The following is a 23,886-nucleotide window of genomic DNA, read 5'->3' as shown; positions in this document are numbered from 1 at the left end:
CGATGCGGTGGCGCAAACCATGGGGTTTGCAAGATTTTCTGGCTGCTCCCGTCGGGAGGGGCCAAACAAGCAGGTGACCAAGCTGGGGAACGCTGATGGCTTACTCATATACTGAGAAAAAACGTATCCGCAAGGACTTTAGCAAGTTGCCGGACGTCATGGATGTCCCGTACCTTCTGGCTATCCAGCTGGATTCGTATCGTGAATTCTTGCAGGCGGGAGCGACCAAAGATCAGTTCCGCGACGTGGGCCTGCATGCGGCCTTCAAATCCGTTTTCCCGATCATCAGCTACTCCGGCAATGCTGCGCTGGAGTACGTCGGTTATCGCCTGGGCGAACCGGCATTTGATGTCAAAGAATGCGTGTTGCGCGGTGTTACGTACGCCGTACCTTTGCGGGTAAAAGTCCGTCTGATCATCTTCGACAAAGAGTCGTCGAACAAAGCGATCAAGGACATCAAAGAGCAAGAAGTCTACATGGGTGAAATCCCCCTGATGACTGAGAACGGTACCTTCGTTATCAACGGTACCGAGCGCGTTATCGTTTCCCAGCTGCACCGTTCCCCGGGCGTGTTCTTTGACCACGACCGCGGCAAGACGCACAGCTCCGGCAAGCTCCTGTACTCCGCGCGGATCATTCCGTACCGCGGTTCGTGGTTGGACTTCGAGTTCGACCCGAAAGACTGCGTGTTCGTGCGTATCGACCGTCGTCGCAAGCTGCCGGCCTCGGTACTGCTGCGCGCGCTCGGCTATACCACTGAGCAAGTGCTGGACGCTTTCTACACCACTAACGTATTCCACCTGAGCGGCGAAACCCTCAGCCTGGAACTGGTGCCTCAGCGCCTGCGTGGTGAGATTGCCGTTCTGGACATCCAGGACGACAAAGGCAAGGTCATCGTTGAAGCCGGCCGTCGTATTACCGCGCGCCACATCAACCAGATCGAAAAAGCCGGTATCAAGACGCTGGAAGTGCCTCTGGACTACGTCCTGGGTCGCACCACCGCCAAGGTCATCGTGCACCCGGCCACCGGCGAAATCCTGGCTGAATGCAACACCGAGCTGAACACCGAGATCCTGGCGAAAATCGCCAAGTCCCAGGTTGTTCGCATCGAGACCCTGTACACCAACGACATCGACTGCGGCCCGTTTGTCTCCGACACCCTGAAGATCGACTCCACCAGCAACCAATTGGAAGCGCTGGTCGAGATCTATCGCATGATGCGTCCTGGCGAGCCACCAACCAAAGACGCTGCCGAGACCCTGTTCAACAACCTGTTCTTCAGCCCTGAGCGCTATGACCTGTCTGCGGTCGGCCGGATGAAGTTCAACCGTCGTATCGGTCGTACCGAGATCGAAGGTTCGGGCGTGCTGTGCAAGGAAGACATCGTCGCGGTACTGAAGACCCTGGTCGACATCCGTAACGGCAAAGGCATCGTCGATGACATCGACCACCTGGGTAACCGTCGTGTTCGCTGCGTAGGCGAAATGGCCGAGAACCAGTTCCGCGTTGGCCTGGTACGTGTTGAGCGTGCGGTCAAAGAGCGTCTGTCGATGGCCGAAAGCGAAGGCCTGATGCCGCAAGACCTGATCAACGCCAAGCCAGTGGCTGCGGCGGTGAAAGAGTTCTTCGGTTCCAGCCAGCTCTCGCAGTTCATGGACCAGAACAACCCGCTCTCCGAGATCACCCACAAGCGCCGTGTTTCCGCACTGGGCCCGGGCGGTCTGACTCGTGAGCGTGCAGGCTTTGAAGTCCGTGACGTACACCCGACTCACTACGGTCGTGTATGCCCGATTGAAACGCCGGAAGGTCCGAACATCGGCCTGATCAACTCCCTGGCTGCCTATGCGCGCACCAACCAGTACGGCTTCCTCGAGAGCCCGTACCGCGTGGTGAAAGACGCACTGGTCACCGACGAGATCGTGTTCCTGTCCGCCATCGAAGAAGCTGATCACGTGATCGCTCAGGCTTCGGCCACGATGAACGACAAGAAAATGCTGATCGACGAGCTGGTAGCTGTTCGTCACTTGAACGAGTTCACCGTCAAGGCGCCGGAAGACGTCACCTTGATGGACGTATCGCCGAAGCAGGTAGTTTCGGTTGCAGCGTCGCTGATCCCGTTCCTGGAACACGATGACGCCAACCGTGCGTTGATGGGTTCCAACATGCAGCGTCAAGCTGTACCGACCCTGCGCGCTGACAAGCCGCTGGTAGGTACCGGCATGGAGCGTAACGTAGCCCGTGACTCCGGCGTTTGCGTCGTGGCTCGTCGTGGCGGCGTGATCGACTCCGTTGATGCCAGCCGTATCGTGGTTCGTGTTGCCGATGACGAAGTTGAAACTGGCGAAGCCGGTGTCGACATCTACAACCTGACCAAATACACCCGCTCCAACCAGAACACCTGCATCAACCAGCGTCCGCTGGTCAGCAAGGGTGATCGGGTTCAGCGCAGCGACATCATGGCAGACGGTCCGTCCACCGATATGGGTGAGCTGGCACTGGGTCAGAACATGCGCATCGCGTTCATGGCCTGGAACGGTTACAACTTCGAAGACTCCATCTGCCTGTCCGAGCGTGTGGTTCAGGAAGATCGCTTCACCACGATCCACATTCAGGAACTGACCTGTGTGGCGCGTGACACCAAGCTTGGGCCAGAGGAAATCACTGCAGACATCCCGAACGTGGGTGAAGCTGCACTGAACAAGCTGGACGAAGCCGGTATCGTTTACGTAGGTGCTGAAGTTGGCGCAGGCGACATTCTGGTAGGTAAGGTCACTCCGAAAGGCGAGACCCAACTGACTCCGGAAGAGAAGCTGTTGCGTGCCATCTTCGGTGAAAAAGCCAGCGACGTTAAAGACACTTCCCTGCGTGTACCTACCGGTACCAAGGGCACTGTCATCGACGTACAGGTCTTCACCCGTGACGGCGTTGAGCGTGATGCTCGTGCGCTGTCCATCGAGAAGACCCAACTCGACGAGATCCGCAAGGATCTGAACGAAGAGTTCCGTATCGTTGAAGGCGCGACCTTCGAACGTCTGCGTTCCGCCCTGGTAGGCCACAAGGCTGAAGGCGGCGCAGGTCTGAAGAAAGGTCAGGACATCACCGACGAAGTACTCGACGGTCTTGAGCACGGGCAGTGGTTCAAACTGCGCATGGCTGAAGATGCTCTGAACGAGCAGCTCGAGAAGGCCCAGGCCTACATCGTCGATCGTCGCCGTCTGCTGGACGACAAGTTCGAAGACAAGAAGCGCAAGCTGCAGCAGGGCGATGACCTGGCTCCAGGCGTGCTGAAAATCGTCAAGGTTTACCTGGCAATCCGTCGCCGCATCCAGCCGGGCGACAAGATGGCCGGTCGTCACGGTAACAAAGGTGTGGTCTCCGTGATCATGCCGGTTGAAGACATGCCGCACGATGCCAATGGCACCCCGGTCGATGTCGTCCTCAACCCGTTGGGCGTACCTTCGCGTATGAACGTTGGTCAGATCCTTGAAACCCACCTGGGCCTCGCGGCCAAAGGTCTGGGCGAGAAGATCAACCGTATGATCGAAGAGCAGCGCAAGGTCGCAGACCTGCGCAAGTTCCTGCACGAGATCTACAACGAGATCGGCGGTCGCAACGAAGAGCTGGACACCTTCTCCGACCAGGAAATCCTGGATCTGGCGAAGAACCTGCGCGGCGGCGTTCCAATGGCTACCCCGGTGTTCGACGGTGCCAAGGAAAGCGAAATCAAGGCCATGCTGAAACTGGCAGACCTGCCAGAAAGCGGCCAGATGCAGCTGTTCGACGGCCGTACCGGCAACAAGTTTGAGCGCCCGGTTACTGTTGGCTACATGTACATGCTGAAGCTGAACCACTTGGTAGACGACAAGATGCACGCTCGTTCTACCGGTTCGTACAGCCTGGTTACCCAGCAGCCGCTGGGTGGTAAGGCTCAGTTCGGTGGTCAGCGTTTCGGGGAGATGGAGGTCTGGGCACTGGAAGCATACGGTGCTGCTTACACTCTGCAAGAAATGCTCACAGTGAAGTCGGACGATGTGAACGGTCGGACCAAGATGTACAAAAACATCGTGGACGGCGATCACCGTATGGAGCCGGGCATGCCCGAGTCTTTCAACGTGTTGATCAAAGAAATTCGTTCCCTCGGCATCGATATCGATCTGGAAACCGAATAACACGTGACGCGAATCGAGAGCGGGGCTGTTTAGCCCGCTCTCTGCTCCGCCAGGAGGAAAGGCCTTGAAAGACCTACTGAATTTGCTGAAAAACCAGGGTCAAGTCGAAGAGTTCGACGCCATCCGTATTGGGTTGGCATCGCCTGAGATGATCCGTTCGTGGTCGTTCGGTGAAGTTAAAAAGCCGGAAACCATCAACTACCGTACGTTCAAACCAGAGCGTGACGGCCTGTTCTGCGCCAAGATCTTTGGCCCGGTAAAGGATTACGAGTGCCTGTGCGGTAAGTACAAGCGCTTGAAGCACCGTGGTGTGATCTGCGAGAAGTGCGGCGTTGAAGTTGCACTGGCCAAGGTTCGTCGTGAGCGCATGGCGCACATCGAGCTGGCTTCGCCGGTTGCCCACATCTGGTTCCTGAAATCATTGCCGTCCCGTATCGGCTTGCTGATGGACATGACCCTGCGTGATATCGAACGCGTTCTCTACTTCGAGAGCTATGTCGTTATCGATCCAGGCATGACCACCCTTGAAAAGGGTCAGCTGCTGAACGACGAGCAGTATTTCGAAGCGCTGGAAGAGTTCGGCGACGATTTCGATGCCCGCATGGGTGCCGAAGCTGTCCGCGAACTGCTGCACGCTATCGACCTGGAACACGAGATTGGCCGTCTGCGTGAAGAAATTCCGCAAACCAACTCCGAAACCAAGATCAAGAAACTGTCCAAGCGTCTGAAGTTGATGGAAGCCTTCCAGGGTTCCGGCAACTTGCCAGAGTGGATGGTGCTGACCGTTCTGCCGGTTCTGCCGCCAGACCTGCGTCCGCTGGTACCGTTGGATGGTGGTCGCTTCGCGACTTCCGACCTCAACGACCTGTACCGTCGCGTGATCAACCGTAACAACCGCTTGAAGCGTCTGCTCGACCTGTCCGCTCCGGACATCATCGTGCGCAACGAAAAGCGTATGTTGCAGGAAGCTGTCGATGCCCTGCTCGACAACGGTCGTCGTGGCCGCGCTATCACCGGTTCGAACAAGCGTCCTCTGAAATCCCTGGCTGACATGATCAAGGGTAAGCAGGGTCGTTTCCGTCAGAACTTGCTCGGTAAGCGTGTTGACTACTCCGGTCGTTCGGTAATTACCGTAGGCCCGACCCTGCGTCTGCACCAGTGCGGTCTGCCGAAGAAGATGGCTCTCGAGCTGTTCAAGCCGTTCATTTTCGGCAAGCTGGAAATGCGTGGTCTCGCGACCACCATCAAAGCTGCCAAGAAAATGGTCGAGCGCGAGCTGCCAGAGGTTTGGGACGTTCTCGCTGAAGTGATCCGTGAACACCCGGTTCTCCTCAACCGTGCACCGACCCTTCACCGTCTGGGTATCCAGGCGTTTGAACCAGTACTGATCGAAGGTAAGGCTATCCAGCTGCACCCGCTGGTCTGTGCTGCGTACAACGCCGACTTCGACGGCGACCAAATGGCCGTGCACGTACCGCTGACGCTGGAAGCCCAGCTGGAAGCGCGTGCGTTGATGATGTCGACCAACAACATTCTGTCGCCAGCCAACGGTGAGCCAATCATCGTTCCGTCGCAGGACGTTGTATTGGGTCTGTACTACATGACTCGTGAAGCGATCAACGCCAAGGGCGAAGGTCGTGTGTTCGCGGATCTGCAGGAAGTTGACCGTGTGTTCCGTGCCGGCGAAGCCGCACTGCACGCCAAGGTTAAAGTCCGCATCCACGAAACTATCAACGATCGTGACGGTGGCAGCGTCAAGAACACCCGTATTGTCGACACCACTGTCGGCCGTGCGCTGCTGTTCCAGGTTGTTCCGCCTGGCCTGTCGTACGACGTGGTCAACCAGCCAATGAAGAAAAAGGCGATCTCCAAGCTGATCAACCAGTGCTACCGCGTGGTTGGTTTGAAAGAGACCGTTATCTTCGCTGACCAGTTGATGTACACCGGTTTTGCTTATTCGACCATTTCCGGCGTTTCCATCGGTGTTAACGACTTCGTTATCCCGGACGAGAAAGCCGCCATCATCGGTGCTGCCACCGATGAAGTGAAAGAGATCGAAAGCCAGTACGCCTCCGGCCTGGTAACCCAGGGCGAGAAGTACAACAAAGTGATCGACCTTTGGTCCAAGGCCAACGACGAAGTGTCGAAGGCGATGATGTCGAACCTCTCGAAAGAGCGTGTTATCGACCGTCATGGCGTGGAAGTCGATCAAGAGTCGTTCAACTCGATGTACATGATGGCCGACTCGGGCGCACGGGGTTCTGCTGCGCAGATCCGTCAGCTCGCCGGTATGCGTGGCCTGATGGCCAAGCCGGACGGTTCCATCATCGAAACGCCGATTACTGCGAACTTCCGTGAAGGTTTGAGCGTACTTCAGTACTTCATCTCGACTCACGGTGCTCGTAAAGGTCTGGCGGATACCGCGTTGAAAACCGCTAACTCCGGTTACCTGACTCGTCGTCTGGTAGACGTTGCGCAAGACTTGGTTGTGACTGAAGTTGACTGCGGCACCGAACACGGTCTGCTGATGACTCCGCACATCGAAGGCGGCGACGTTGTAGAGCCGTTGGGTGAGCGCGTATTGGGTCGAGTAATCGCCCGTGACGTATTCAAGCCAGGTACCGAGGAAGTCATCGTTCCTGCCGGCACCCTGGTAGACGAGAAGTGGGTCGAGTTCATCGAACTCAACAGCATCGACGAAGTGATTGTTCGCTCGCCGATCAGCTGCGAAACCCGCTATGGCATTTGCGCCAAGTGCTACGGCCGTGACTTGGCTCGTGGTCACCAGGTGAACATCGGTGAAGCGGTCGGCGTTATCGCTGCCCAGTCCATCGGTGAGCCGGGTACCCAGCTGACCATGCGTACGTTCCACATCGGTGGTGCGGCAAGCCGGACCTCCGCAGCCGACAGCGTTCAGGTGAAGAATGGCGGTACCGTCCGTCTGCACAACCTGAAGCACGTTGAGCGAGTGGATGGCCACCTGGTTGCTGTGTCCCGTTCCGGTGAGCTGGCAATCGCTGATGACTACGGTCGTGAGCGTGAGCGTTACAAGCTGCCGTACGGTGCTGTGATTTCGGTTAAAGAAGGTGACAAGGTCGACGCTGGCGCAATCGTGGCCAAGTGGGATCCACACACTCACCCAATCGTTACCGAAATGAAAGGTACCGTGACCTACGTGGGCATGGAAGAAGGCATCACGATCAAGCGTCAGACTGACGAATTGACCGGTATGACCAACATTGAAGTACTCGACGCCAAAGACCGTCCAGCTGCAGGCAAAGATATCCGTCCTGCCGTGAAGATGGTTGATGACAACGGCAAGGATCTGTTGCTGCCAGGCACTGACGTTATCGCTCAGTACTTCCTGCCAGCCAACGCCCTGGTCGGTGTTGCGGATGGTGCGAAGATCGCGATCGGTGATGTTATCGCTCGTATCCCGCAAGAAACTTCGAAGACCCGTGACATCACCGGTGGTCTGCCGCGTGTTGCCGATTTGTTCGAAGCTCGTCGTCCGAAAGAAGCGTCGATTCTGGCTGAAGTCAGCGGCACCATCGCGTTCGGTAAAGAGACCAAGGGCAAGCGCCGCCTGGTTATCACCCCGAACGACGGTAGCGATCCGTACGAAGAGCTGATTCCGAAGTGGCGTCACCTGAACGTCTTCGAAGGCGAACAGGTAAACCGCGGCGAAGTTATCTCCGACGGCCCGAGCGATCCACACGACATCCTGCGTCTGCTGGGTGTGAGTGCGCTGGCCAAGTACATCGTTAACGAGATCCAGGACGTTTACCGTCTGCAAGGCGTGAAGATCAACGATAAGCACATCGAGACCATCCTGCGTCAGATGCTGCGTAAAGTTGAAATCGCTGAATCCGGCGATTCGAGTTTCATCAAGGGCGACCAGATGGAACTGACTCACGTACTGGTAGAGAACGAGCGCCTGGCGAACGACGAGAAATTCGTTTCCAAGTTCACTCGTGTGTTGCTGGGTATCACCAAGGCGTCGTTGTCCACTGAGTCGTTCATCTCGGCGGCCTCCTTCCAGGAGACCACTCGCGTACTGACCGAAGCAGCGGTAACCGGCAAGCGCGATTACCTGCGCGGCCTGAAAGAAAACGTGGTTGTGGGTCGTCTGATCCCGGCCGGTACCGGTTTGGCCTACCACAGCGAGCGTAAGCGTCGCCGTGAACTCGACAAGCCGTTGCGCGTAAGCGCCAGTGAAGTGGAAGCTGCACTGACCGAAGCGCTGAACTCAAGCGGTAACTGAGTTCTGCGGTAAATAAGACCGGGCCCTGGCAGCCCCGTTCGTCGGATCGAGACAGATTTGTCCCGGTTCGATGGAAGGGGAGGTCGGGGCCTTGCCTTGACTGGGGACAAGATCCTCTTTAGACTCTTGTACCCCTAAATTTGGCGGGAATTCGTTCCTGCCATTTTGCTTTTCTTGCAAGACAATAGCGTCGCAAGACAACAGTGGAGCTAGTAGATGGCAACTATCAACCAGCTGGTACGTCAGCCGCGTAAGCGTATCGTCGAGAAATCCGACGTGCCTGCGCTGCAGAACTGCCCGCAACGTCGTGGCGTATGCACTCGCGTGTATACCACTACGCCGAAAAAACCTAACTCGGCACTGCGTAAAGTATGCCGTGTGCGCCTGACCAACGGTTTCGAGGTTTCCTCGTACATCGGCGGTGAAGGTCACAACCTGCAAGAGCACAGCGTGGTACTGATCCGCGGCGGTCGTGTAAAAGACTTGCCAGGTGTTCGTTACCACACCGTACGCGGCTCCTTGGATACTTCCGGCGTTAAAGGTCGTAACCAGGGTCGTTCGAAGTACGGTACCAAGAAGCCTAAGTAGTAGCGGCTTTTTGTAAAACTGAATCATCTTATTTTCTGAGTCGATAAGAGTAAGGTCGGAGGCGTCCCGAAAGGGCACCGATTCCGAGCGAACCTGAAGACCGTTTGAGGGCTTATCCATGCCAAGAAGACGCGTAGCAGCCAAGCGCGAAGTGCTTGACGATCCAAAATACGGAAGCCAAATCCTGGCCAAGTTCATGAACCACGTAATGGAAAGCGGCAAGAAAGCCGTTGCCGAGCGTATCGTTTATGGCGCGCTGGAAAAGGTTAAAGAGCGCAAGAACAGCGACCCCCTGGAAATCTTCGAGAAAGCTCTCGACGCCATCGCTCCGCTGGTCGAAGTGAAGTCGCGCCGTGTAGGCGGTGCTACTTACCAGGTTCCGGTTGAAGTTCGCCCGTCCCGTCGTAACGCTTTGGCAATGCGCTGGTTGGTAGACTTCGCCCGTAAGCGCGGCGAGAAGTCTATGGCCCTGCGTTTGGCTGGCGAACTGTTGGACGCTGCTGAAGGTAAAGGTGCTGCTGTTAAGAAGCGTGAAGACGTGCACCGTATGGCTGAAGCCAACAAAGCTTTCTCGCACTACCGCTTCTAATTCTAGCTTCACTAATTTTGCGAGGGCTTTATGGCTCGTACTACTCCGATTAGCCGCTACCGTAACATCGGTATCGTTGCTCACGTGGATGCTGGTAAAACCACCACCACCGAGCGCGTACTGTTTTACACCGGCAAAAGTCACAAAATGGGCGAGGTGCATGACGGCGCCGCGACCACAGACTGGATGGTTCAGGAGCAGGAGCGTGGTATTACCATTACTTCTGCTGCTATTACCGCCTTCTGGAAAGGTTCCGAGAAGCAGTACAAGGACGAGCACCGCTTCAACGTAATCGATACCCCGGGCCACGTAGACTTCACCATTGAAGTTGAGCGTTCCCTGCGCGTACTCGACGGCGCTGTCGTTGTGTTCTGCGGTACTTCGGGTGTTGAGCCTCAGTCGGAAACCGTATGGCGTCAGGCCAACAAGTACGGCGTTCCACGTCTTGTTTACGTAAACAAGATGGACCGTGCTGGTGCCAACTTCCTGCGCGTGATCGGTCAGATCAAACAGCGTCTGGGTCACACTCCGGTGCCAATCCAGTTGGCTATCGGTTCCGAAGACAACTTCCAGGGTCAGATCGATCTGATCAACATGGAAGCTGTTTACTGGAATGACGCTGACAAAGGCATGGTTCCTGTTCGTAAGCCTATCCCTGCAGAACTGCAGGAGCTGGCTGACGAGTGGCGTAACAACATGGTTGAGGCTGCTGCCGAAGCCAGCGAAGAGCTGATGAACAAGTACCTCGAAGGTGAAGAACTCACCAACGTGGAAATCAAGGCCGCTCTGCGTCAGCGTACTATTGCTGGTGAGATCGTTCTGGCTGTTTGCGGTTCTTCCTTCAAGAACAAGGGTGTTCCCCTGGTTCTCGACGCCGTTATCGACTACCTGCCTGCTCCAACCGACATTCCTGCTATCAAGGGTACCAACCCTGATAACGAGGAAGAAGAGATGGAGCGTCACGCCGATGACAGCGAGCCGTTCTCGGCTCTGGCGTTCAAGATCGCTACTGACCCATTCGTGGGTACTTTGACCTTCGTCCGCGTTTACTCGGGCGTGTTGGCCTCCGGCGACGGCGTGATCAACTCGGTTAAAGGCAAGAAAGAGCGTGTGGGTCGTATGGTGCAAATGCACGCAAACGCCCGTGAAGAGATCAAGGAAGTACGCGCTGGTGACATCGCGGCCCTGATCGGCATGAAGGACGTCACCACTGGTGAGACCTTGTGCGACGCTGCCAAGCCAATCATCCTGGTTCGCATGGACTTCCCGGAGCCGGTTATTTCGGTTGCCGTTGAGCCTAAGACCAAGGATGACCAGGAAAAAATGGGTATCGCTCTGGGCAAGCTTGCTCAGGAAGATCCATCTTTCCGCGTCAAGACTGATGAAGAGACTGGTCAAACGATCATCTCCGGCATGGGCGAGCTTCACCTGGACATCCTGGTTGACCGGATGCGCCGTGAGTTCAACGTCGAAGCCAACATCGGTAAGCCTCAGGTTTCCTATCGTGAGCGCATCACGAAGAACTGCGAAATCGAAGGCAAATTCGTTCGTCAGTCCGGCGGTCGTGGCCAGTTCGGCCATTGCTGGATCCGTTTTGCTCCTGCTGATGAAGGTCAGGAAGGTCTGCAATTCGTGAACGAAGTAGTGGGCGGTGTTGTTCCTAAGGAATACATCCCGGCTATCCAGAAGGGTATCGAAGAGCAGATGAAGAACGGTGTTGTTGCCGGCTATCCGCTCATCGGCCTGAAGGCGACCGTTTTTGACGGTTCTTACCACGACGTCGACTCCAACGAGATGGCGTTTAAGGTGGCTGCTTCCATGGCTACCAAGCAACTGGCCCAGAAGGGCGGTGGTGAGTTGCTTGAGCCAATCATGGCAGTAGAAGTCGTTACGCCTGAAGACTACATGGGTGACGTGATGGGCGACCTTAACCGTCGTCGCGGCATGATCTTGGGTATGGAAGATACGGTTTCCGGCAAAGTGATTCGTGCCGAGGTTCCGTTGGGCGAGATGTTCGGTTATGCGACCGACGTTCGTTCCATGTCTCAGGGTCGCGCAAGCTACTCTATGGAATTCAAAAAATACAACACAGCTCCGGCGCACATCGCTGAAACTGTATCCAAAAAACAAGGCTGATTCAGTCCTTTAGGCAAGGAGTTAATTGTCGTGGCTAAAGAAAAATTTGATCGTTCCCTACCGCACGTAAACGTTGGCACTATCGGCCACGTTGACCACGGTAAAACCACTCTGACCGCTGCTCTGACTCGCGTCTGCTCCGAAGTTTTCGGTTCGGCTCGTGTTGACTTCGACAAGATCGACAGCGCACCAGAAGAAAAAGCTCGTGGTATCACCATCAACACCGCGCACGTTGAATACAACTCGCTGATCCGTCACTACGCTCACGTTGACTGCCCAGGTCACGCTGACTATGTGAAGAACATGATCACCGGTGCTGCCCAGATGGACGGCGCGATCCTGGTTTGCTCGGCCGCTGATGGTCCGATGCCACAAACCCGTGAGCACATCCTGCTGTCCCGTCAGGTAGGCGTTCCGTACATCGTGGTTTTCCTGAACAAGGCTGACCTGGTAGACGACGCTGAGCTGCTGGAACTGGTTGAGATGGAAGTGCGCGATCTGCTGAGCACTTACGACTTCCCAGGCGACGACACTCCGATCATCATCGGTTCTGCTCGTATGGCTCTGGACGGTCTTGACGACAACGAAATGGGCACCACTGCCGTTCGTAAACTGGTTGAGACTCTGGACAGCTACATCCCAGATCCAGTTCGTGTTATCGACAAGCCGTTCCTGATGCCAATCGAAGACGTATTCTCGATCTCCGGTCGTGGTACTGTTGTGACTGGTCGTATCGAGCGCGGTATCGTTAAGGTTCAAGATCCACTGGAAATCGTTGGTCTGCGTGACACTACTGTCACCACCTGCACCGGTGTTGAAATGTTCCGTAAACTGCTCGACGAAGGTCGTGCAGGCGAGAACTGCGGCGTTCTGCTGCGTGGTACCAAGCGTGACGACGTTGAGCGTGGCCAGGTTCTGGTCAAGCCAGGTTCGGTTAAGCCGCACACTACCTTCGAAGCTGAAGTGTACGTGTTGAGCAAAGAAGAAGGCGGTCGTCACACTCCGTTCTTCAAAGGCTACCGTCCACAGTTCTACTTCCGGACCACTGACGTGACCGGTAACTGCGAACTGCCGGAAGGCGTTGAAATGGTAATGCCAGGCGACAACATCAAAATGGTTGTCACCCTGATCAAAACCATCGCAATGGAAGATGGTCTGCGTTTCGCTATCCGTGAAGGCGGTCGTACCGTCGGCGCTGGCGTCGTAGCCAAAATCATCGCTTAATAAGTGATGACTTGAAAAAGCCCCCGCTCAGCGGGGGCTTTTTTATTGAGTTGACACCCATATGGGGCGTCTATAGAATTGCGCCTCCTTTTAACGGGCGTGTTGCGCTCGCTGGGAATAGCAGCCGGAGTCTGAAATCCAATGGCAAATCAGCAAATTCGTATCAGGTTGAAGGCTTTTGACCACAAACTGATCGACCAATCCACCCAGGAAATCGTGGAAACCGCGAAACGTACTGGTGCTCAAGTGCGTGGTCCAATTCCACTGCCTACCCGTAAAGAGCGGTTCACCGTTCTGGTCTCCCCGCACGTCAACAAAGACGCGCGTGACCAGTACGAGATCCGTACTCATAAGCGCGTGCTGGACATCGTCCTGCCAACGGATAAAACCGTTGATGCACTTATGAAGCTTGATCTGGCGGCCGGTGTGGAAGTACAGATCAGCCTCGGCTAAGACTTGGGTCTTAGTCGTGTAACGCTCTGAAATGGGCGGCCATAGCGGGTGAAAGCCCCGTACACTCATGAGGTTTACAACATGACTATTGGTGTAGTCGGTCGTAAATGCGGTATGACCCGTATTTTCACCGAAGAAGGTGTCTCCATTCCGGTCACGGTCATTGAGATCGAACCGAATCGCGTCACCCAGTTTAAAACTGAAGAAACCGATGGCTATCGTGCAGTGCAAGTCACTGTCGGCGAGCGTCGTGCTTCGCGTGTGACTGCTGCTCAAGCAGGTCACTTCGCTAAAGCAAACGTTGCAGCTGGTCGTACTGTCATGGAGTTCCGTCTTGAAGACGGCGACTACCAGGCTGGCGATCTGATCAACGCTGAAATCTTCGCCGCTGGTCAACTGGTTGATGTAACCGGTCAGTCCAAGGGTAAAGGCTTCCAGGGTACGATCAAGCGTTGGAATTTCCGTGGCCAAGACAACACTCACGGTAACTCCGTTTCCCACCGCGTCCCGGGCTCTATTGGCCAGTGCCAGACTCCTGGTCGTGTATTCAAGGGCAAAAAAATGTCCGGTCATATGGGCGCTGAGCGCGTGACCGTGCAGTCCCTCGAAGTAGTGCGCGTCGACGCTGAACGCAATCTGTTGTTGGTCAAGGGTGCTGTTCCTGGCGCTACTGGCGGCAACCTGGTTGTACGTCCAGCGGCCAAGGCTCGCGGTTAAGGGGAAGCTGACATGCAATTAAACGTAAATGACGCTCAAGCGATCGAAGTTTCCGAACTGACATTTGGCGGCGAATTCAACGAGACGCTGGTTCACCAAGCAGTCGTGGCCTACATGGCCGGCGGCCGTCAAGGTAGCAAGCAGCAAAAGACCCGTTCCGACGTTCGTGGTGGCGGTAAGCGCCCTTGGCGTCAGAAAGGTACTGGCCGCGCTCGTGCCGGTACTATCCGTAGCCCAATCTGGCGTGGCGGCGGTACCACTTTCGCAGCACGTCCACAGGATCACACCCAGAAGCTCAACAAGAAGATGTATCGCGCAGCACTGCGCTCCATCCTTGCTGAACTCGTGCGTACTGATCGTCTGGTCGTGGTTCAGGACTTCGCTGTTGAAGCGCCGAAAACCAAAGATCTGCTGAACAAGCTGAACGGCATGGGCCTGACTGACGTCCTGATCGTGTCTGAAGCTGTTGATCAGAACCTGTACCTGGCTGCTCGCAACCTGCCACACGTTGATGTACGTGACGTGCAAGGTTCCGATCCAGTTAGTCTGATCGCATACGACAAGGTGTTGATCACTGTGTCGGCCGTGAAGAAATTCGAGGAGCTGCTGGGATGAACCAGGAACGCGTATTTAAAGTTCTGCTTGGCCCGCACGTTTCCGAAAAGGCTACGGTTCTGGCTGACAAGAAAGGCCAGTTCGTTTTCAAGGTTGCAACTGACGCAACCAAGCTGGAAATCAAGAAGGCCGTCGAAAGCCTGTTCAGCGTGAAAGTAGAGCGTGTTACTACCCTGAATGTTCTGGGTAAGAGCAAGCGCACTGCTCGCGGTCTGGGCAAGCGTAATGACTGGAAGAAGGCAGTTATCTCCCTTCAGCCAGGCCAAGATCTCGATTTCAGCAGCAGTGCTGAGTAAGGAAGGGGTGCATCATGGCAATCGTTAAATGCAAACCGACTTCCCCTGGCCGCCGTTTTGTGGTCAAGGTGGTCAACCAGGAGCTGCATAAAGGCGCTCCTCACGCACCGCTGCTCGAGAAGAAATCGAAGACTGGTGGTCGTAACAACAATGGTCGTATTACCACTCGTCACATCGGTGGTGGCCATAAGCAGCATTATCGTCTGGTCGACTTCCGTCGCAACGACAAAGATGGCATCGCTGCCACTGTCGAGCGTATCGAATACGATCCAAACCGTACTGCTCACATCGCTCTGCTGCTGTACGCAGATGGCGAGCGTCGCTACATCATCGCCCCTAAAGGCGTGAGTGCTGGTGACCAGCTGATCGCAGGTGCTTTGGCACCGATCAAGCCGGGCAACGCTCTGCAACTGCGCAACATTCCAGTTGGTAGCACCGTACACGGCATCGAATTGAAGCCGGGTAAAGGCGCGCAAATCGCTCGTTCCGCTGGTGCTTCGGCTCAGCTGATCGCTCGTGAAGGTGTCTACGTGACCCTGCGTCTGCGCTCTGGTGAAATGCGTAAAGTATTGGCTGAATGCCGTGCGACCCTGGGCGAAGTCTCGAACTCCGAGCACAGCCTGCGTTCGCTGGGTAAAGCTGGTGCCAAACGCTGGCGTGGCGTTCGCCCAACCGTTCGTGGTGTTGCCATGAACCCGGTTGACCACCCACACGGTGGTGGTGAAGGTCGTACCTCTGGTGGTCGTCATCCGGTATCGCCATGGGGCTTCCCGACTAAGGGCGCGAAGACTCGTGGTAATAAGCGTACCGACAAAATGATCGTCCGTCGTCGCAAGTAAATAGAGGGATACGACAGTGCCACGTTCTCTGAAAAAAGGTCCTTTTATTGATCTTCACCTACTGAAGAAGATCGAAGTGGCGGCGGAAAAGAACGATCGCAAACCGGTGAAAACCTGGTCGCGTCGTTCGATGATCCTGCCACAAATGGTCGGTCTGACCATTGCAGTGCATAACGGTCGTCAACATGTTCCAGTTCTCGTGAACGAAGACATGGTCGGCCACAAACTAGGCGAGTTTGCCGGTACCCGCACATATCGTGGGCACGTGGCAGACAAGAAAGCCAAGCGTTAAGGGGTAAGGAACGATGGAAGTAGCCGCTAAGTTGTCGGGCGCTCGAATCTCCGCCCAGAAAGCCCGCTTGGTCGCCGACCAGATCCGCGGGAAGAAGGTGGGCGAAGCGCTCAACCTGTTGGCTTTCAGCAGTAAGAAAGCCGCCGAGATCATCAAGAAAGTGCTGGAGTCGGCCGTAGCCAACGCCGAGCACAACGAAGGCGCAGACGTTGATGACCTGAAGGTCAGCACCGTTTTCGTCAACGAAGGGCGTTCGCTGAAGCGCATCATGCCTCGTGCCAAAGGCCGAGCTGATCGCATCGTCAAGCGGTCTTGCCATATCACTGTCAAGGTTGCTGACAAGTAACGGAGTCGAAGAGATGGGTCAGAAAGTACATCCCATTGGCATTCGCCTGGGAATCGTCAAGGAGCACACCTCCGTCTGGTACGCAGACGGTCGGACTTATGCGGACTACTTGTTCGCTGATCTGAAGGTGCGTGAGTATCTCCAAGACAAACTAAAAAGCGCGTCCGTGAGCCGTATCGATATCCATCGTCCTGCTCAAACTGCACGTATCACCATCCACACCGCTCGTCCAGGTATCGTTATCGGGAAGAAAGGTGAAGATGTTGAGAAACTGCGTCAGGACCTGACCAAGCAAATGGGTGTGCCTGTGCACATCAATATCGAAGAGATCCGCAAGCCGGAGCTCGACGGTATGCTGGTTGCGCAGAGCGTAGCTCAGCAGCTGGAGCGTCGCGTTATGTTCCGTCGCGCTATGAAGCGCGCAGTACAGAACGCCATGCGCATTGGTGCCAAAGGCATCAAAATCCAAGTGAGCGGTCGTCTCGGCGGTGCTGAAATCGCACGTACTGAATGGTATCGCGAAGGTCGTGTGCCACTGCACACCCTGCGTGCCGACATCGACTATGCCAACTACGAAGCTCACACCACCTACGGTGTGATCGGTGTAAAGGTTTGGATCTTCAAAGGCGAAGTAATTGGTGGTCGCCAAGAAGAACTGAAACCACAAGCACCAGCGCCTCGTAAAAAAGCTGCTAAGTAAGGGGTACGCCAAATGTTGCAACCAAAGCGTACGAAGTTCCGCAAGCAGATGACAGGCCACAACCGTGGTCTGGCTCAGCGCGGTAGCAAAGTCAGCTTCGGCGAATATGCGCTGAAGTCTGTAGCTCGTGGTCGTCTCACCGCTCGTCAGATCGAGTCAGCGCGTCGTGCACTGACCCGTCACGTTAAACGTGGCGGCAAGATCTGGATCCGTGTATTCCCGGACAAGCCTATCTCCAAAAAGCCCCTCGAAGTTCGGATGGGTAAAGGTAAGGGTAACGTGGAATATTGGGTTGCCCAGATTCAGCCAGGCAAAGTCCTGTATGAAATCGAGGGTGTTACTGAAGAGCTGGCGCGTGAGGCTTTCGCCCTGGCTGCTGCAAAGCTGCCGCTCGCCACCTCCTTTGTTAAACGGACGGTGATGTGATGAAAGCGAATGAACTTCGTGAAAAATCCGCACAGCAGCTGAACGAGCAACTGCTCGGCCTGCTGCGCGACCAGTTCAATCTGCGTATGCAGAAAGCAACTGGCCAGTTGGGGCAGTCTCATCTGCTCTCGCAAGTTAAGCGTGACATTGCTCGCGTGAAGACTGTGCTCAACCAGCAGGCAGGTAAGTGATCATGGCTGAAGCCGAAAAGACTGTCCGTACGCTGACTGGCCGTGTTGTCAGCGACAAGATGGACAAAACCATCACCGTTTTGATCGAGCGTCGCGTTAAGCACCCGATCTACGGTAAATACGTTAAGCGTTCGACTAAGCTGCACGCGCACGACGAAACCAACCAGTGCCACATCGGCGACAAAGTCACTATTCGTGAAACTCGTCCGTTGGCCAAGACCAAGTCTTGGGCCCTGGTTGATGTTCTCGAACGCGCTGTGGAAGTCTAAGGACTAGGGGTCGGAGAAATTATATGATTCAGACTCAATCCATGCTCGATGTGGCCGATAACAGCGGCGCACGCCGCGTTATGTGCATCAAGGTGCTGGGTGGCTCCCATCGTCGTTACGCTGGTATCGGTGACATCATCAAAGTTACCGTGAAGGAAGCAATTCCTCGCGGTAAAGTGAAAAAAGGCCAAGTGATGACTGCTGTTGTAGTCCGCACTCGTCACGGCGTACGCCGTGCAGATGGCTCCATTATCCGCTTTGATGGCAACGCTGCTGTTCTTCTGAACAACAAGCAAGAGCCGATCGGCACCCGTATCTTTGGGCCAGTGACCCGTGAACTTCGTACTGAGAAGTTCATGAAGATCGTCTCGCTCGCCCCAGAAGTGCTGTAAGGAGATCCGACATGCAAAAGATTCGTCGTGACGACGAGATCATCGTGATCGCCGGCAAAGACAAAGGTAAGCGCGGTAAGGTGCTGAAGGTTCTTGCTGATGACCGTCTGGTCGTTAGTGGTCTGAACCTGGTCAAGCGTCATACCAAGCCTAACCCGATGTCGGGCGTACAAGGCGGTATCGTCGAGAAAGAAGCGCCACTGCACGCTTCTAACGTCGCCATCTTCAACGGCGAAACCAACAAGGCTGACCGCGTTGGTTTCAAAGTAGAAGAAGGTAAGAAAATTCGTGTCTTCAAGTCGACCCAAAAAGCGGTTGATGCTTGAACACTGCTAGGTAGAAGACCATGGCACGACTAAAAGAGATTTACCGGAAGGAAATCGCACCGAAACTTAAGGAAGAACTTAAGCTTTCGAACGTGATGGAAGTTCCGCGCGTTACCAAAATCACCCTGAACATGGGTCTGGGCGAAGCGATCGGCGACAAAAAAGTCATCGAGCACGCTGTTGCTGACCTGGAAAAGATCACCGGCCAAAAAGTCGTTGTGACCTACGCTCGTAAATCCATCGCTGGCTTTAAAGTCCGTGAAGGATGGCCGATCGGCGTCAAAGTGACTCTGCGCCGTGAGCGTATGTACGAATTCCTGGATCGTCTGCTGTCGATCTCCCTGCCTCGGGTCCGCGACTTCCGCGGCCTGAATGCCAAGTCCTTCGATGGTCGTGGTAACTACAGCATGGGCGTTAAAGAGCAGATCATCTTCCCGGAAATCGACTACGACAAGATCGATGCTCTCCGCGGTCTGGACATCACCCTGACCACCACTGCCAAGAACGATGATGAAGGCCGCGCTCTGCTGCGTGCGTTCAAATTCCCGTTCCGCAACTGATTGGAGTAGGACCATGGCCAAGATGAGCATGAAAAACCGCGAGCTGAAGCGTCAGCTCACGGTTGCCAAGTACGCCAAGAAGCGTGCAGCACTGAAAGCAATCATCGTTGATCTGAACGCAAGTCCAGAAGCACGTTGGGAAGCTACAGTTGCTCTGCAGAAGCAGCCACGTGACGCAAGCGCTTCGCGCATGCGTAACCGCTGCCGCCTGACCGGTCGTCCACACGGCGTTTACCGCAAGTTCGGCCTCGGCCGTAACAAACTGCGTGAAGCGGCAATGCGTGGTGACGTACCAGGTCTGGTTAAAGCCAGCTGGTAAGTACGTTCGAAGTCTCGGTGGCCAGGATCGCAAGATACTGACCACCGGTGGCCTAGAATCTGGAACAAGCCCCTTTTGGGGCTTGTTTCATTTCCGGAGTGTGTCTAAAATACGCGGCTCGCCTGAGCCCGTGTGTTTTGTGCTCGGAGATTCTCGGCGACACGTAATGGCCGCAAGGCTAATTTTTTTGTATTAGGAGCGTCTAGCCATGAGTATGCAGGACCCGTTAGCGGACATGCTAACTCGTATCCGTAATGCCCAGATGGCTGAAAAGTCCGTCGTAAGCATGCCATCTTCCACGTTGAAGGTTGCTGTTGCCAAAGTCCTGAAAGACGAAGGCTACATTGCGGGTTATCAGATCAGCAGCGAAATCAAACCACTGCTGTCCATCGAGCTGAAGTACTTCGAAGGCCGTCCGGTCATCGAAGAAGTGAAGCGCGTTAGCCGTCCAGGCCTGCGTCAGTACAAGTCCGTTGATGATCTGCCAAAAGTTCGTGGCGGTCTCGGTGTGTCTATCGTCTCCACCAACAAAGGTGTGATGACGGATCGTGCTGCGCGCGCTGCCGGTGTCGGCGGCGAAGTTCTTTGCACTGTGTTCTAAGGGGGGATAAGCATGTCACGCGTCGCTAAGAACCCCGTTAAGCTGCCAGCCGGTGTCGAAGTAAAATTCGCAGGCCAACAGCTTTCGGTGAAGGGTGCCAAGGGCACTCTGGAACTGAACATCCATTCGTCCGTTGAGATCGTTGAAGAAGCTGGTGAGCTGCGTTTCGCTGCTCGCAATGGCGATCAACAAACTCGCGCAATGGCCGGTACCACTCGTGCGTTGGTAAACAACATGGTCCAAGGCGTAAGCCAAGGCTTCGAGCGCAAGCTCCAGCTGGTCGGTGTTGGTTACAAAGCGCAAGCAAAAGGCACGGTTCTGAACCTGGCCCTTGGCTTCTCGCACCCAGTGGATTACGAACTGCCGGAAGGCATCACCGCTGAGACCCCTAGCCAAACCGATATCCTGATCAAGGGTATTGATAAGCAGCTGGTAGGTCAGGTGGCCGCTGAGATCCGCGACTTCCGTCCACCAGAGCCGTACAAAGGCAAAGGTGTGCGCTACGCGGACGAAGTCGTCCGTCGTAAAGAAGCCAAGAAGAAGTAGGGCATAGCAAATGACCGACAAAAAAGTTACTCGACTGCGTCGCGCTCGCAAAGCACGCCTGAAAATGCACGAACTCGAAGTCGTGCGTCTCTGCGTGTTCCGCTCGTCGCAGCACATCTACGCCCAGGTCATCTCGGCCGACGGCAACAAAGTCCTGGCAAGCGCCTCGACTTTGGATAAAGAACTGCGTGATGGTGCCACTGGCAACATCGACGCGGCCACTAAGGTTGGCCAGCTGGTCGCTACGCGTGCTAAGGCCGCCGGCGTCTCGCAAGTGGCTTTCGACCGCTCTGGCTTCAAGTACCACGGCCGCGTGAAAGCGCTGGCTGATGCTGCTCGTGAAGCTGGGCTGGAGTTCTAAGTTATGTCAAATAACGACCAAAAGCGCGACGAAGGCTACATTGAGAAGCTGGTTCAAGTTAACCGCGTAGCCAAAACCGTTAAAGGCGGCCGTATCTTCACTTTCACCGCGTTGACCGTGGTAGGTGATGGTAAAGGGCGCGTTGGCTTCGGCCGTGGCAAGTCACGTGAAGTGCCTGCTGCGATCCAGAAGGCAATGGAAGCTGCTCGTCGCAACATGATCCAAGTTGATCTGAACGGCACCACTCTGCAGTACGCAATGAAGTCCGCTCACGGCGCTTCGAAGGTGTACATGCAGCCTGCCTCTGAAGGTACCGGTATCATCGCTGGCGGCGCTATGCGTGCTGTCCTCGAAGTTGCTGGCGTTCAGAACGTTCTGGCCAAGTGCTACGGCTCGACTAACCCGGTAAACGTGGTTCACGCCACTTTCAAGGGTTTGAAAGCAATGCAGTCTCCTGAATCCATTGCCGCCAAGCGTGGCAAAAGCGTCAAGGAGATCTTCTGATCATGGCTACCGTTAAAGTAACGCTGATCAAAAGCATGACCGGCCGCATCCCTAACCACAAATTGTGCGTTAAGGGTTTGGGTCTGCGTCGCATCGGTCACACTGTAGAAGTACTTGATACTCCTGAGAATCGCGGGATGATCAACAAGGCTTACTACATGCTGCGTGTCGAGGGTTAATTCGATGAAACTCAATGATCTGAGTCCAGCGCCGGGTTCCCGTCGCGAAAAGCATCGTCCGGGCCGTGGTATCGGTAGTGGTTTGGGCAAGACCGGTGGCCGTGGCCACAAAGGTCAGTCCTCCCGCTCCGGTGGCACCATCGCTCCAGGCTTTGAAGGCGGTCAACAGCCGCTGCATCGTCGCCTGCCGAAGTTCGGTTTCGTTTCCCTGAAAGCCATGGACCGCGCAGAAGTGCGTCTGTCCGAGCTGGCCAAAGTGGACGGCGACATCGTTACCGTGCAGACCCTGAAAGATGCCAACGTGATCAACGTCAACGTACAGCGTGTGAAAATCATGCTGTCCGGTGAAGTGACTCGCGCTGTCACTATCGGCAAGGGAATCGGCGCCACCAAAGGTGCGCGTTCGGCTATCGAAGCAGCTGGCGGCAAGTTCGAGGAATAAATGGCTAAGCAAGGTGCTCTCTCAGCGCTCGGCAAAGGCGGTATGTCTGAACTTTGGGCTCGTCTGCGTTTTCTGTTCCTGGCGATTATCGTCTACCGAATAGGCGCACACATCCCGGTTCCAGGTATCAACCCGGACCGACTCGCAGACCTGTTTCGACAGAATGAGGGGACCATTCTTAGCTTGTTCAACATGTTTTCCGGCGGCGCGCTGGAACGGATGAGCATCTTTGCACTGGGGATCATGCCGTACATCTCGGCATCGATCATCATGCAACTGATGACCGCCGTCAGTCCGCAGTTGGAGCAGTTGAAGAAGGAAGGTGAAGCTGGCCGTCGCAAGATAAGCCAGTACACCCGCTACGGCACTGTCATCCTCGCCCTGGTCCAGGCTATCGGCATGTCCGTTGGCCTGGCCGGGCAGGGTGTTGCGTTCACTGGTGACTTTGGCTTCCATTTCGTCGCGGTATCCACATTTGTGGCTGGTGCGATGTTCATGATGTGGCTGGGTGAGCAGATTACTGAGCGTGGTGTTGGTAACGGTATCTCGATGTTGATTTTCGCAGGTATCGTTGCCGGTCTTCCGAGAGCGATTGGGCAGTCTTTCGAGTCTGCACGTCAGGGTGATATCAATATCTTCGCCCTGGTTGCCATCGGTTTGTTGGCAGTAGCGATTATCGGTTTTGTGGTGTTCATTGAGCGTGGCCAGCGTCGTATTGCTGTTCACTACGCCAAGCGTCAGCAGGGCCGCAAGGTCTTTGCCGCGCAGACCAGCCACCTGCCGCTGAAAGTGAACATGGCCGGGGTTATTCCTGCCATTTTCGCGAGCAGCATTTTGCTGTTTCCGGCTTCGTTGGGTGCCTGGTTCGGTCAGTCTGAAGGTATGGGCTGGTTGCAGGACATCTCGCAGTCGATCGCTCCTGGTCAGCCGTTGAATATTCTGCTGTTTAGTGCAGGGATTATTTTCTTCTGCTTCTTCTATACGGCGTTGATGTTCAATCCGAAAGACGTAGCGGAAAACCTGAAGAAGTCCGGTGCCTTTATTCCGGGTATTCGTCCAGGTGAGCAGTCTGCGCGCTACATTGATGGCGTTCTGACTCGCTTGACCATGTTCGGTGCTCTATATATGACGGCCGTCTGCCTGTTGCCCCAGTTCCTGGTGGTTGCAGCAAACGTTCCGTTCTACCTTGGCGGGACCTCGTTGCTGATCGTCGTCGTGGTTGTGATGGACTTCATGTCCCAAGTACAATCGCACCTCGTTTCGCACCAGTACGAATCCCTGATGAAGAAAGCCAACCTGAAGGGTTACGGCAGCGGCATGTTGCGCTGAGTACCCATAAGGTTCGAGGAGTTGGTGATGAAAGTTCGTGCATCGGTGAAAAAGCTGTGCCGTAACTGCAAGATTATTCGCCGCGAAGGTGTTGTTCGAGTAATTTGCAGCGCGGAACCGCGTCACAAACAGCGCCAAGGCTGAGTGTGATCCGCTTGAAGCCCGGCAGCTAGTGCGCTGCCGGGTTGATTATTTGTTATTACAGCGATATTA

At 55.3% G+C, this 23,886-nt stretch carries 29 protein-coding genes; all 29 read left to right on the top strand.

The window, feature by feature from the left end:
- Window positions 1-95 precede the first annotated feature (95 nt).
- The 29 genes from rpoB to rpmJ all read left to right on the top strand — a co-directional run bounded on the left by rpoB (window position 96) and on the right by rpmJ (window position 23,817).
- The gene (gene rpoB, locus HX786_RS09655) at window positions 96-4,169 is read left to right on the top strand and encodes a DNA-directed RNA polymerase subunit beta (RefSeq protein WP_008436421.1); all 4,074 of its coding nucleotides are present in this window, start codon (window positions 96-98) and stop codon (window positions 4,167-4,169) included.
- 64 nt (window positions 4,170-4,233) lie between these two features.
- A complete protein-coding gene (rpoC, locus tag HX786_RS09650) occupies window positions 4,234-8,433 on the top strand; it encodes a DNA-directed RNA polymerase subunit beta' (protein WP_003210090.1) in 4,200 nt (1,399 codons plus the stop codon).
- Window positions 8,434-8,649: 216 nt separating this feature from the next.
- A complete protein-coding gene (rpsL, locus tag HX786_RS09645) occupies window positions 8,650-9,021 on the top strand; it encodes a 30S ribosomal protein S12 (RefSeq protein WP_002555494.1) in 372 nt (123 codons plus the stop codon).
- Between the two features lie 118 nt (window positions 9,022-9,139).
- Entirely contained in the window at window positions 9,140-9,610 is a 471-nt protein-coding gene (gene rpsG, locus HX786_RS09640; protein ID WP_002555493.1) for a 30S ribosomal protein S7, read from the top strand.
- Between the two features lie 30 nt (window positions 9,611-9,640).
- Window positions 9,641-11,746: an elongation factor G gene (gene fusA / locus HX786_RS09635; protein ID WP_003210087.1), complete on the top strand. Its 2,106-nt coding sequence runs from the start codon at window positions 9,641-9,643 to the stop codon at window positions 11,744-11,746.
- Window positions 11,747-11,776: 30 nt separating this feature from the next.
- Window positions 11,777-12,970 carry an elongation factor Tu gene (gene tuf, locus HX786_RS09630; RefSeq protein WP_003210085.1) on the top strand — a complete coding sequence of 398 codons (1,194 nt, stop codon included), beginning with the start codon at window positions 11,777-11,779 and terminating at the stop codon, window positions 12,968-12,970.
- Window positions 12,971-13,111: 141 nt separating this feature from the next.
- Entirely contained in the window at window positions 13,112-13,423 is a 312-nt protein-coding gene (gene rpsJ / locus HX786_RS09625; protein WP_003210084.1) for a 30S ribosomal protein S10, read from the top strand.
- Between the two features lie 81 nt (window positions 13,424-13,504).
- A complete protein-coding gene (gene rplC / locus HX786_RS09620; RefSeq protein ID WP_003194649.1) occupies window positions 13,505-14,140 on the top strand; it encodes a 50S ribosomal protein L3 in 636 nt (211 codons plus the stop codon).
- 12 nt (window positions 14,141-14,152) lie between these two features.
- Entirely contained in the window at window positions 14,153-14,755 is a 603-nt protein-coding gene (gene rplD, locus HX786_RS09615; protein ID WP_003210082.1) for a 50S ribosomal protein L4, read from the top strand.
- Window positions 14,752-15,051, top strand: coding sequence for a 50S ribosomal protein L23 (rplW, locus tag HX786_RS09610; RefSeq protein ID WP_002555488.1), 300 nt, complete (start codon window positions 14,752-14,754; stop codon window positions 15,049-15,051). Before rplD ends, rplW begins: the two co-directional genes overlap by 4 nt.
- A gap of 14 nt (window positions 15,052-15,065) precedes the next feature.
- Window positions 15,066-15,890, top strand: coding sequence for a 50S ribosomal protein L2 (gene rplB, locus HX786_RS09605; RefSeq protein ID WP_003210080.1), 825 nt, complete (start codon window positions 15,066-15,068; stop codon window positions 15,888-15,890).
- Between the two features lie 16 nt (window positions 15,891-15,906).
- Entirely contained in the window at window positions 15,907-16,182 is a 276-nt protein-coding gene (gene rpsS, locus HX786_RS09600) for a 30S ribosomal protein S19 (RefSeq protein ID WP_002555486.1), read from the top strand.
- Window positions 16,183-16,195: 13 nt separating this feature from the next.
- The gene (rplV, locus tag HX786_RS09595; RefSeq protein ID WP_003210077.1) at window positions 16,196-16,528 is read left to right on the top strand and encodes a 50S ribosomal protein L22; all 333 of its coding nucleotides are present in this window, start codon (window positions 16,196-16,198) and stop codon (window positions 16,526-16,528) included.
- Between the two features lie 13 nt (window positions 16,529-16,541).
- On the top strand, window positions 16,542-17,228 hold the full coding sequence (rpsC, locus tag HX786_RS09590; RefSeq protein WP_003176422.1) for a 30S ribosomal protein S3: 687 nt from the start codon (window positions 16,542-16,544) through the stop codon (window positions 17,226-17,228).
- A 12-nt stretch (window positions 17,229-17,240) separates the two neighbouring features.
- Window positions 17,241-17,654: a 50S ribosomal protein L16 gene (gene rplP / locus HX786_RS09585; RefSeq protein WP_003210075.1), complete on the top strand. Its 414-nt coding sequence runs from the start codon at window positions 17,241-17,243 to the stop codon at window positions 17,652-17,654.
- On the top strand, window positions 17,654-17,845 hold the full coding sequence (gene rpmC / locus HX786_RS09580; protein WP_002555481.1) for a 50S ribosomal protein L29: 192 nt from the start codon (window positions 17,654-17,656) through the stop codon (window positions 17,843-17,845). The genes rplP and rpmC overlap by 1 nt, the downstream gene beginning before the upstream one ends.
- A gap of 2 nt (window positions 17,846-17,847) precedes the next feature.
- Window positions 17,848-18,114: a 30S ribosomal protein S17 gene (gene rpsQ, locus HX786_RS09575; protein WP_003176419.1), complete on the top strand. Its 267-nt coding sequence runs from the start codon at window positions 17,848-17,850 to the stop codon at window positions 18,112-18,114.
- 23 nt (window positions 18,115-18,137) lie between these two features.
- The gene (gene rplN, locus HX786_RS09570) at window positions 18,138-18,506 is read left to right on the top strand and encodes a 50S ribosomal protein L14 (RefSeq protein WP_002555479.1); all 369 of its coding nucleotides are present in this window, start codon (window positions 18,138-18,140) and stop codon (window positions 18,504-18,506) included.
- An 11-nt stretch (window positions 18,507-18,517) separates the two neighbouring features.
- The gene (gene rplX, locus HX786_RS09565; protein ID WP_003210072.1) at window positions 18,518-18,832 is read left to right on the top strand and encodes a 50S ribosomal protein L24; all 315 of its coding nucleotides are present in this window, start codon (window positions 18,518-18,520) and stop codon (window positions 18,830-18,832) included.
- 20 nt (window positions 18,833-18,852) lie between these two features.
- Entirely contained in the window at window positions 18,853-19,392 is a 540-nt protein-coding gene (rplE, locus tag HX786_RS09560; RefSeq protein WP_003210069.1) for a 50S ribosomal protein L5, read from the top strand.
- Window positions 19,393-19,405: 13 nt separating this feature from the next.
- Window positions 19,406-19,711 (top strand): 30S ribosomal protein S14, encoded by a 306-nt coding sequence (rpsN, locus tag HX786_RS09555; RefSeq protein ID WP_003176414.1) that lies wholly within the window; start codon window positions 19,406-19,408, stop codon window positions 19,709-19,711.
- Window positions 19,712-19,919: 208 nt separating this feature from the next.
- Window positions 19,920-20,312: a 30S ribosomal protein S8 gene (rpsH, locus tag HX786_RS09550; protein ID WP_003186040.1), complete on the top strand. Its 393-nt coding sequence runs from the start codon at window positions 19,920-19,922 to the stop codon at window positions 20,310-20,312.
- Window positions 20,313-20,324: 12 nt separating this feature from the next.
- Window positions 20,325-20,858, top strand: a complete 534-nt coding sequence (gene rplF / locus HX786_RS09545; protein ID WP_003176412.1) for a 50S ribosomal protein L6 — start codon at window positions 20,325-20,327, stop codon at window positions 20,856-20,858.
- 10 nt (window positions 20,859-20,868) lie between these two features.
- Complete coding sequence (gene rplR, locus HX786_RS09540) at window positions 20,869-21,219, top strand: 50S ribosomal protein L18 (RefSeq protein WP_003186037.1); 351 nt, start codon at window positions 20,869-20,871, stop codon at window positions 21,217-21,219.
- A gap of 3 nt (window positions 21,220-21,222) precedes the next feature.
- Window positions 21,223-21,723 carry a 30S ribosomal protein S5 gene (rpsE, locus tag HX786_RS09535; RefSeq protein WP_003186035.1) on the top strand — a complete coding sequence of 167 codons (501 nt, stop codon included), beginning with the start codon at window positions 21,223-21,225 and terminating at the stop codon, window positions 21,721-21,723.
- Between the two features lie 2 nt (window positions 21,724-21,725).
- Window positions 21,726-21,902 carry a 50S ribosomal protein L30 gene (rpmD, locus tag HX786_RS09530; RefSeq protein ID WP_003186033.1) on the top strand — a complete coding sequence of 59 codons (177 nt, stop codon included), beginning with the start codon at window positions 21,726-21,728 and terminating at the stop codon, window positions 21,900-21,902.
- Window positions 21,903-21,906: 4 nt separating this feature from the next.
- On the top strand, window positions 21,907-22,344 hold the full coding sequence (gene rplO / locus HX786_RS09525; RefSeq protein WP_178911999.1) for a 50S ribosomal protein L15: 438 nt from the start codon (window positions 21,907-21,909) through the stop codon (window positions 22,342-22,344).
- Entirely contained in the window at window positions 22,345-23,673 is a 1,329-nt protein-coding gene (gene secY / locus HX786_RS09520; RefSeq protein WP_003210064.1) for a preprotein translocase subunit SecY, read from the top strand.
- A gap of 27 nt (window positions 23,674-23,700) precedes the next feature.
- Window positions 23,701-23,817, top strand: a complete 117-nt coding sequence (gene rpmJ / locus HX786_RS09515; protein ID WP_002555468.1) for a 50S ribosomal protein L36 — start codon at window positions 23,701-23,703, stop codon at window positions 23,815-23,817.
- The last annotated feature ends 69 nt before the right edge of the window (window positions 23,818-23,886 follow it).

The organism is Pseudomonas sp. 21615526 (genome assembly GCF_013386245.1).
Classification (GTDB): Bacteria; Pseudomonadota; Gammaproteobacteria; order Pseudomonadales; family Pseudomonadaceae; genus Aquipseudomonas.
This window is presented reverse-complemented; position numbering and strand designations above follow the sequence as displayed.